The 5694-nt window shown below is 64.9% G+C and carries 4 protein-coding genes; 3 read left to right on the forward strand and 1 reads right to left on the reverse strand.

Annotation, left to right across the window (positions count from 1 at the left end):
* Positions 1–48 precede the first annotated feature (48 nt).
* Positions 49–498, forward strand: coding sequence for an HNH endonuclease (locus tag AC5RWT_RS33885; protein WP_494084051.1), 450 nt, complete (start codon positions 49–51; stop codon positions 496–498).
* Between the two features lie 177 nt (positions 499–675).
* On the opposite strand, the gene AC5RWT_RS33890 is transcribed toward AC5RWT_RS33885, so the two are convergent.
* On the reverse strand, positions 676–1173 hold the full coding sequence (locus AC5RWT_RS33890; protein ID WP_494084048.1) for a hotdog fold thioesterase: 498 nt from the start codon (positions 1171–1173) through the stop codon (positions 676–678).
* On the opposite strand from AC5RWT_RS33890, the gene polA reads away from it, so the two are divergent.
* Positions 1172–3946 carry a DNA polymerase I gene (polA, locus tag AC5RWT_RS33895; RefSeq protein WP_494084049.1) on the forward strand — a complete coding sequence of 925 codons (2775 nt, stop codon included), beginning with the start codon at positions 1172–1174 and terminating at the stop codon, positions 3944–3946. The two genes, AC5RWT_RS33890 and polA, sit on opposite strands and share 2 nt — an antisense overlap.
* A gap of 115 nt (positions 3947–4061) precedes the next feature.
* The gene (locus tag AC5RWT_RS33900; protein WP_494084050.1) at positions 4062–5372 is read left to right on the forward strand and encodes a GNAT family N-acetyltransferase; all 1311 of its coding nucleotides are present in this window, start codon (positions 4062–4064) and stop codon (positions 5370–5372) included.
* Positions 5373–5694 lie beyond the last annotated feature (322 nt).

Below are 5694 nucleotides of genomic sequence, written 5' to 3' on the forward strand. Positions count from 1 at the left end.
CGCGACGCGTACTGCCGCAGGCCGTGGTGCGACGCCCCGATCCGGCATATCGACCACGTCGTTGCCTGGTCCGCGGGCGGCCGGACCACGCTCGCCAGCGGCGAGGGACTGTGCGAGAACTGCAACCAGTCCAAGGAAGCCGAAGGCTGGTCCAGCCGCACCCTCGACGGGCCAGGCCACCGGGTGGAGATTACGACTCCCACCGGACACGTCTACCCCTCAACCCCACCGCCCTTACCAGGTACCCCGACGATGGACTCCGGTGGGCCAGACGTCGCGCAAACCGATATGGGGGCATCGGCCACAGCTCCCACGGCAGCCTGGAATAGCCGGGCTGGCGCGCGGTCGAGCGCCGGACTGATACAGGGCGCGCTGGCCGTCGCAAAGGCGACCAGCTGCGAGGACGCGAGCGAGACTAGCCGTCGCGGCGCGTGCACCGCTAGCGGATGGGCGGTCGTGCGGATCCCTAGGAACAAGCTCAGGGCTTCTGGAGCCTGAATCGGTCAGCCGACGACGGAGGGGGACACGTCAGGTCCGTGCCCCTTGGCGCTAAACCGACCCGATACGCGGACACGCGGATGCGCCGTTGCGCCGATGAGTCGTTGCGCCAATGCGCGGTTCCGGCGATGAGCAACGAGCCAAGGCGTGACGCGGACGCCGTTGCGTGAGGGCTGCTTAACGGTTGTCGCGGATCAGGTTGGTAATCCGCGCCGTGGACAGACGCCGTCCCTCGTCATCGGTCATCACGACTTCGTGCACGGTCAGGGATCGCCCTAGCTGGATCGCCGTCGCGGTGCCGGTGACCAGTCCGGATGAGGCCGAACGGTGGTGGCTGGCACCAACTTCGATGCCGACGGCATGCCGGCCGGGGCCGGCATGCAGGGCCGCGCCGAAAGAACCCAGCGTTTCGGCGAGGACAACGTGGGCGCCGCCGTGCAGGATGCCCGCAACCTGGGTGTTGCCCTCCACCGGCATCGTGGCGACCATGCGTTCAGGAGTCATCTCGTTGAAGACAATGCCCATCTTGACCACCAGCGAACCCACTCCGGTGTGCACCAGCCAACGGTGCAGGTGTTCCGGAACACCCGCGTCCACCAGTTCGGCGATCGTAGCCGCGGCGGAGGCCGGTGAGTGCCCAGCGGCACTTCCGCCGGGTGTGAATTTGTCGCTCATGGGAACTAGGCTGGCAGGTGTGAGTGAAACTAACAAACCGGAAGCAGTGACCGCGACAGTGGAGGCAGCGGAAGTCCCCGCGACCGGCCCGGAGAGCGAAACTTCCGGACCCAAACGACTGCTGCTGATCGATGGACATTCGATGGCGTTCCGCGCCTTTTACGCCCTGCCGGTGGAGAACTTTTCGACGGACACCGGGCAGCACACGAACGCGGTCTACGGTTTCACCTCGATGCTCATCAAGATGATCGAACAGCGCGAACCCACCCACGTCGCCGTTGCGTTCGACCTGGACACCCCCACCTTCCGGACCGAAGAGTATTCCGAGTACAAGGGCGGCCGGAACAAGACGCCGGAGGAATTCCACGGCCAGGTGGACTTGATCGTCAAGGTGATGGAGGCGATGCAAATCCCCACCGTCACCCTGGACGGCTATGAGGCCGACGACGTCATCGCCACCCTCAGTTCCCGCGCCGAAGAAGCCGGGTGGGATGTCCTGGTGGTCTCCGGCGACCGGGACGCGTTCCAGCTCATCACCGAAAAGGTCACCGTGCTGTACCCGAAGAAGGGCATCAGCGACATCCCGCCGATGGACGGCGACGCGGTGGAAGCGAAGTACTTCGTCCGGCCGGAGCGGTATTCCGATCTGGCAGCGCTCGTCGGCGAAACCGCGGACAACCTTCCCGGCGTGCCAGGAGTCGGCCCGAAGACCGCCGCGAAGTGGATCAACCTTTACGGTGGCGTGGACGGCATTCTGGAGAACCTCGACTCCATCGGCGGCAAGGTCGGTGAAGCCCTCCGGGCCAATGTCGACACCGTCCGGCGCAACCGCCGGCTGAATCACTTGCTGCGGGATCTGGACCTTCCGGTGAAGCTGGAGAACATGGTGCTGCAGCACCCGGACCGCGCCGCTATCGAGGAACTCTTCGATGCCTTGCAGTTCAATACGCTGCGCAAGCGCCTTTTCGATCTTTTCGGGGAAGAGGACGCTGTCCGCGAGACGGAGGTCAACGCCCCGTCCCACGAGGTGGTCACCGACGCTGCGGCTTTGAAGGAATGGCTTGAGCAAACCAACCAGCTCAACGTTGCGCTGCAGTTGGTGGCCGAAGCTGCCGAGGGTGGGGACGACGCCGTCGGGCTGGCTCTGGTGGCCCATGCACGGGCCGCCTATGTGCCGCTGACTTCGCTGGACGCCGACGCCGAGCGTTTGCTGGCCAATTGGATGTCCGACCTCGACGCGCCAAAGATCGTCCATGACTTCAAGTACGCCTACAAGGCGCTCTCGAGGCGCGGGTTCGAGCTGCTGGGCGTGGTCGACGACACCGCCATTTCGGCGTACCTCATCCAGCCTGACCGGCGCAGTTACGAACTGGCGGACCTGGCCCAGTACCACTTGAAGATGTCCGTGGCGGCTCCCGAGTCCGCCGTCAACGGGCAGTTGGACCTCGGCCTGTCCGAGGATGACAAGGCCGGACCGGCCGTTGTGCAGGCGTTCGCGGCATTGCAGCTAAGCGAGCATTTCGCCGGACAGCTGGTGGAGCGGGGCGCCAACCAGCTGCTGGGTGGGCTCGACCTGCCCCTGTCTCTGGTGCTGGCCCGGATGGAGCTGGACGGCATTGCCGTGGACGCGGGGGCGCTCGACCGGCTGGTGGACGACTTCACCGTGACCATCGACGCCGCGAGCTCCTCCGCCTTCGGCATCATCGGCAAGGAAATCAATTTGGGCTCCCCCAAGCAGCTGCAGACGGTGCTGTTCGAGGAACTAGGGCTGCCCAAGACCAAGAAGATCAAGACCGGTTATTCGACCGACGCCGATGCGCTCAACGATCTGTTTGCCAAGACCGGCAACGAATTCCTGGTTCAACTGCTCGCTTACCGAGATGCTTCGAAGCTGCGGCAGACGGTTGAAGGCCTGCGCAAGACCGTGGCCGATGATGGACGGATCCACACGACGTACGCCCAGACAGTGGCTGCCACCGGCAGGCTTTCCTCAATCAACCCGAACCTGCAGAACATCCCGGTTCGGTCCGAGGCAGGCCGGCGCATCCGCGAAGCGTTCGTTGTCGGCGAGGGCTACGAGATGCTGCTGACGGCCGATTACTCGCAGATTGAGATGCGGATCATGGCACACCTGTCCGGAGACGAAGGCTTGATCCAGGCTTTCCGGTCCGGCGAGGACCTGCACCGGTTTGTCGGGGCGCACATCTTCGGGGTCGCACCCGAGGACGTGACCAGCGAGATGCGCGCCAAGGTCAAAGCCATGTCCTACGGATTGGTCTACGGGCTGAGCTCCTTCGGGTTGTCCAAGCAGTTGAACATCTCCGTCGACGAGGCCCGGACGCTGATGAAGGACTACTTCTCCCGGTTCGGCGCCGTGCGCGACTACCTGCGCGGAGTGGTGGACAAAGCCAGGGTCGATGGATTCACTTCCACGATCGAAGGCCGCCGCCGGTACCTGCCGGACCTGGCCAGCGATAACCGGCAACTGCGCGAGATGTCGGAACGCGCTGCCCTCAACGCGCCAATCCAAGGTTCGGCCGCAGACATCATCAAGAAGGCCATGCTCGGCGTCTCCGAGGAGCTGCGCGGCCAAGGGCTGAAGTCCCGGATGCTGCTGCAGGTCCATGACGAACTGGTGCTCGAAGTAGCGCCGGGGGAGCGGGAACAGGTGGAGAAGTTGGTACGCGCGCAGATGGGCGGGGCCGCGGAGCTGACGGTTCCGTTGGACGTGTCGGTGGGCGTCGGCGCCAACTGGCAGGAAGCCGGGCACTAGCTTCTTCAGCTTGGCTCATGCGGCGGCGGAGCGGTCTCCGCTGGGCGCGGTGGTCGAGCACGCCTGCGTTGGCTCCTCTGGCGTAGCGGGGGAGGTGCCGCTAGGCTCAAAAACCGTGACCACCCACGCACAGGACACGCGCCACGACATCCGCATCGACCAGTTTGCCGCCAAGCTGGACGGGGAAAAACCGGATGCCCGGACACTTGGCTGGTTTGAAGCGGTCAGGTTCGGGTTCCACGACAGTAAACCCGATCCGGCCGATATCGCCCGGTACGCCACGACCTACGACGCCGACCAGCGCGTCCTCTGGGGTGCCTATGACGACACGGTGCGCCCGGGCGTGTGGGATCCGGAGGTGCCCGTCGCTACCTACGCCACCATGGTTAACAGCCTGAATGTTGGCGGCGGGGGCCTGCTGGACACGCACTTGATCACCGCGGTGACCGTCCGGGCCACCCATCGGCGCCGCGGGCTGCTGCGGCGAATGATGACCGACGACCTGAAGCAGGCTGCTGCCCGCGGACTGGGAATGGCGGCGCTGACTGCCTCCGAGGCGACCATTTATGGCCGGTTCGGATTCGGCGCTGCAACTTTCACCCGCGAGGTGGAAATTGATGTACGGGAGCGGTTCGGTCTGCGCGCTCCGGCCACCGGAACCATGGAACTGGCCGACCCGGCTTCCCTTCAGGAGCTGGCGCCGGAACTCTTCAACCGCTTCCACGCCCGCACGCCGGGCTCGGTCGGCCGGCAAGCCAGCTACGCCCTTCGTGTCTCGGGCCGTTGGAGCCCGGACAACACGTCCGAAGACAAGTCGCTGCGCACGGCGGTCCATTACGACGGCGATGGTCGCCCCGATGGGTATGTCAGTTACCGTTTTGCCGGCTGGGACACCAAACCCTACGCCGTCAAGGTGCTTGACCTGGTTGCCGGCGGAGAAGCTGCGTATCTGGAGCTGTGGCGCTACCTAGGGTCGCTCGACCTGGTGGAACGGATTGAATTCCCGCTCGGGCCGGTGGAGGACCCGCTGGCGTGGGGGCTGGCGGACGGGCGCGGTTATGAGGTGAAGTCGGTCGAAGACGTGTTGTGGCTGCGGGTTTTGGACCCTGTTGCGACCCTCCAAGCCCGGCCGTACCTGCACGACGGCTCCTGCTCCTTCGCAGTGACCGATCCGCTGAACATCTGCGGCGGCGCTTACCGCCTGACCGTCAGTGGCGGTCAGGGAACGGTCGAAGCGCTGCCGGCGGACGCAGAGGTCGACGCCGTCGTGCCCGTGGATTCGCTGGGTTCGCTTTATCTGGGCGGTGTACGGGCCCGGACCTTGGCAGCCGGTGGGCACTTCTCCGGTGCGGACGCGGAAGCAGTGTCCAGAATGGACCGCCTGTTCGCTACTGAGACGGCACCATATTGCATCACGCATTTCTGAGCCGGCTGGAGCAGGCCGGCCCGCGCGTTGTGGCGGCGCGTCCGCTTTGCCCGAATTGGCGTAACCAGCTAGACTTATCGGGCGCGTAATGCGTATGGAGAGCCCCTTCGCCTGAAGGGCAGGCTCCATGAGCTTCACCAAATACATCAGTCCGTTTCCGTAACGGCAATGCATCCCTTGTGCAGCAGCGGTTGAGTGCTGCTGCGCGCCGGGGCGCAGGGCAGCAACGGAACTCAGAAATCTATCCACATCGGAGCCCCTACTACATGACCATCACCTCCACCGAGAAGCCCGGTACCCCGCAGGTCGCTATCAACGACAT

The sequence above is a fragment of the Arthrobacter sp. Dra40 genome (assembly GCF_059091905.1).

Bases quoted from the DNA above. Each gene is read 5' to 3' on its own strand.
- AC5RWT_RS33890 (WP_494084048.1), bottom strand. From the start codon at position 1,173: ATGAGCGACAAATTCACACCCGGCGGAAGTGCCGCTGGGCACTCACCG.
- polA (WP_494084049.1), top strand. From the start codon at position 1,172: ATGGGAACTAGGCTGGCAGGTGTGAGTGAAACTAACAAACCGGAAGCA.